Source organism: Patescibacteria group bacterium (assembly GCA_028710985.1).
GTDB lineage: Bacteria > Patescibacteriota > Patescibacteriia > JAHJFT01 > JAHJFT01 > JAQTTB01.
Genome location: JAQTTB010000011.1, coordinates 1 through 3,806, shown reverse-complemented (window position 1 = coordinate 3,806; position 3,806 = coordinate 1). Strand labels below are relative to the sequence as shown.

Annotated in this window: 5 protein-coding genes; all 5 read left to right on the top strand. The window is 44.2% G+C overall.

Annotated features, from left to right (window positions below; translation table 11 throughout):
* Positions 1 to 234: His/Gly/Thr/Pro-type tRNA ligase C-terminal domain-containing protein (locus PHW53_05260; protein MDD4995840.1), on the top strand; the 234-nt coding region annotated here is incomplete at its 5' end.
* Between the two features lie 91 nt (positions 235 to 325).
* Complete coding sequence (locus PHW53_05255; GenBank protein MDD4995839.1) at positions 326 to 1,210, top strand: serine protease; 885 nt, start codon at positions 326 to 328, stop codon at positions 1,208 to 1,210.
* Positions 1,211 to 1,256: 46 nt separating this feature from the next.
* Positions 1,257 to 1,805 (top strand): HNH endonuclease, encoded by a 549-nt coding sequence (locus PHW53_05250; protein ID MDD4995838.1) that lies wholly within the window; start codon positions 1,257 to 1,259, stop codon positions 1,803 to 1,805.
* 25 nt (positions 1,806 to 1,830) lie between these two features.
* Positions 1,831 to 2,187 (top strand): hypothetical protein, encoded by a 357-nt coding sequence (locus PHW53_05245; protein ID MDD4995837.1) that lies wholly within the window; start codon positions 1,831 to 1,833, stop codon positions 2,185 to 2,187.
* Between the two features lie 110 nt (positions 2,188 to 2,297).
* The gene (locus PHW53_05240) at positions 2,298 to 3,311 is read left to right on the top strand and encodes a tetratricopeptide repeat protein (protein ID MDD4995836.1); all 1,014 of its coding nucleotides are present in this window, start codon (positions 2,298 to 2,300) and stop codon (positions 3,309 to 3,311) included.
* Positions 3,312 to 3,806 lie beyond the last annotated feature (495 nt).

The window sequence follows — 3,806 nt, the reverse complement described above, 5'->3', positions numbered from 1 at the left end:
GAGCTGGCCTCCGCCGGAATCGAATGCATCCTCGACGACCGCCCCGAACGCGCCGGCGTAAAGTTCAAAGACTCCGACCTCATCGGCTTCCCGATCCAAATAATCATAGGTGAAAAAAGAATCGCCAACGGCGAAGTCGAGATTAAAGACCGCAAGACGAAAGAGGTAAAAATACTAATGAGTGACAAGATCGTTTCCGCGATTAAGGAATTTTTATCGGCTCTAGGTTCGTAGCCTTAGGCTCTGAGCTCCGAAGAAATCTTAAGCAAAAAGCATATATTATGCATTTCGTCTATTAATTGTTAGTCATAGAGAAGGGGGTATTATGAAAAAAAGAATTAGCCTACTTTGTGTTATCTATTTTACTTCAGCATCCTTTTGTTATGCTGGTGAAATTTGTTCAAGAGAAAATATTGTTCCCTGCGTTGTTTTATTAGAGCAAAAAAGTAATATTGCTTCAATCAGTATCAACGGAGTAAAATCAGAATTGTGGTATAAAGAACCAGGTAGCGCTGAACCTAAACCGCGTTATGAGTTTTTTCAGGGTACTGGATTTTTGGTTTCTTCTGAAAATAATAAACTTTTCCTAGTAACAGCAGCCCATGTAGCGCTTACAATGACACCGTCAGCGCAGATTACTTTCAAGGGAGAAAATGATGCCCCAATTAGTTTAGCTCTATCAGAGGCAAGTGGTTTTAAAAAAGAATTGCCTTGGGTTTATCATCCAGAAGCAGATGTTGCGGTGTTACCGTTATTCCCTGAGAATGTTATTTTAATAAAGTATTTCAAAAACCACTTTCTTCCGCAAAGTCTTATTTCATCTGAAAAGGTTCCGCCTTCAAGAGATATTCCCCTAACTGTTTTTGGATTTCCTCTTGGTTTTGGTGCTGTAGATACATTTTCTCCATTAACAAAAACAAGTCATACAGCAAGTAGTTTGATGCAGCTTTCTCGATTCGACAATGGCAAGGTGACTACATTTTATATATTAGAAGATCCAAGCATTACAGGGTACAGTGGTGGCCCGGTTTTTGATGTTTCCATGTATAAAATCGGGGCATTATCTACTACTGGTTCTGGTACAAAATTAGTTGGTATTATGCATGGAACACTTTCGGATCCAACAGGCGGTAAGCTTGCAGCTGTGGTACCGAGTTATTTTATTGTAGAAACTATAAATCTTGCATTATCTGAACCTTCAAATAAATAGATAATTTCGGTGACAATATACCTAATTCCCTAACCGAAATAATAACATGCCCCCACGCTACGTTAAGACCATAAAAGAAGAAATCCTCTACGAATACGCCAAGCTCATATCCCGCAGCGCGTTCAAGGGCAGCATCAACTACGGATTTGTCACGGACCGGTTCAAAGCCCTGCGCGACGGCAACGCTACGATGTCCGGCACGATAAGGGAGTGGCAGAGGGAGCAGGAGATGGATAAGGAGTGCGTCTTTTGCGGCGCGCTCGAAGGCCTGCAGGTCGACCACCTCATCCCGCGAAGCCGCGGCGGCCCTGATTCGGCGGATAATTCGGTCCTGTCGTGTCCCGCCTGCAACGCCTCGCGGGGCGACAGCGGCGTCTTCCAATGGTTGGGGCTCAAGAAGAAGGATGGCCTCCACCGCCTCGTGGCCGGCAAGTACCTGAAATTGCTGTTTGACCTCCACCAGACGCGTGGTACACTTGATATAAATAGGGACGACATTGCCCGGTTGTGCCCCGAATGCAGGAACAAGTCCACCTGCAGGGAGTGGCGCAAGGAACAGGAGCTTACATGTTTTTGTTTGGAGAGCGTGATCTAAATTAGAGCAGAAGGAGCAAATTAATATGGAGAAAATGTTCATTTTATTTTTACTGGCAACCATTATTATGATACTTATAATAGTAAAATCGAAAATCCGATTATTCAGTATGTACTTTTTTGCCGTTGGAGCTTTAACGCCATTAATATCATTCGCTTTTTGTTTTATTATTAGAAGTACTGCCTTACCAGCTAAAATCTTTTGGACAGTTAGTCCCTTGGCACTTATTCTTTGCGTGCTCTCATCAATTGCGGGAATTATTGAGATTTCTAATCGAAAAATACCCAGGAATTATTTATATTTTCCAATTGGCGGCCTAGTCTGTTCACTCTTTTTATGGTTATTTTTAGCTGCTGCCTGGGCTATGGTAAACGGCGCCTAATAATAGAGGATAAATAGGGGACGAGAGCGTATTTTAGAGGAAAGAACAGCGGCTGAATTAGCCATTTTTTTCTCATGGCATTAAAAACGTTTCGAGGCGAAATGGTATCCATGAAAAGAATATTCATTTTGACTTTAGCCATATCCTCGATAGTTTGTAATTGCTATGCGGAATACGAGATAGACGAGGAGTTGACCGCCCGTGAGCATTTTAACAAGGGCATGGTTTATTATAACAGGCATAATTACGACCACTCAATCCTGCAGTTCACCAAAGCCATCCAGATGAACCCACAGTTTGCCGATGCCTTCAAACAGAGGGGGAACGCATTCCTTAAATTGGGTGATTACGACCGCGCGATCTGGGACTACGACTACGCGATAGAACTTAATCCTAAATACCCGAACCTCTATTTAGACCGCGGTTCCGCATATCGCAACAAGGGTGATACCGAAAAAGCCCTTGCCGATTACACCAAAGCGCTGGAGATCAGCCCCAACTTTATTATGGTCTATGAAGGCCGGGGTATGGTATACGCGGATGTCGGCGAATACGACAAGGCGATAGCGGATTTTACGAAGATAATCGAACTTGAGCCCGATAACGCCCGCGCTTTTTATCGCCGCGGCAAGGCTTACAGCGCTAAAGGGGAATACGGCAAGGCCGTCGCGAATTTTAACAGTGCACTGAGCTTATCGCCCAAGTACTACAAAGCGCGTTTTGAGCGCGCGAGCGCCTATTTAAATAAAGGAGACATCGACAGGGGGATATCCGAGTACGACAAATTGTTAAGGGAGAATCCGCGTGATAACGCCGCTTATAATAACCGGGGATACGGCTACTTCCTGAAAGGCGATAATGAATCCGCGATAAAAGACTATTCCGCGGCCCTTGAACTTAATCCCTATGACGTGGATGCCTGGGATAATATAGGTATATCGTATTACCTGACGGAGAGATATTTAATGGCGAAAGAGTCGCTTGAAACAGCAGCGGAGTTGGGTTCCGTATGTTATGAGTGTTACTATTATTTAAGCGAGATGTACGCAAAAGACGGCGAAGCCGAAAAGGCCAAGATGTACCGGGACAAAGCGCAGCAATATAAACAGCAAGGGATTAAATAGAGGACGCCCTGCGAACACGCCGATCTAATATCCCGCAGTAAAATTGCTGTTTGACCTTCACCAGACGCGTGGTACACTTGATAAGAAGTAAAATGACAATGGGAAAGATAATATCTGCGGCAATAGCGGCCTGTTATATCGTTCTCGCATATTCAGCGGGAGGGGCGAAGATGGCGTTCAAAATTTTTGCCTTCCTTATCATTCCTATCGGATTCATCTGGTTCAGCGAGGCGATAGGCAATTATACCGGTCCGGTGACACGAGCAGCTCCGCTTACTAATAAAACCCCGGCGTTCTTAATTGCATTTGTGGGGTGGGTAGTTCTTTTGCTGCCAGCCATAATTGGACTGTTTTTAAGTTTTCGGCTAAAATAGGAGGCAAATATGACCGACTCGCAGTTATTCCAGTTAATGGGCGTTGTCTATACGGCGGCAGGGCTCGGGATGCTCATCAATCCCGACTATTATAAGAAGATAGTTGATTCTTTTGATAATA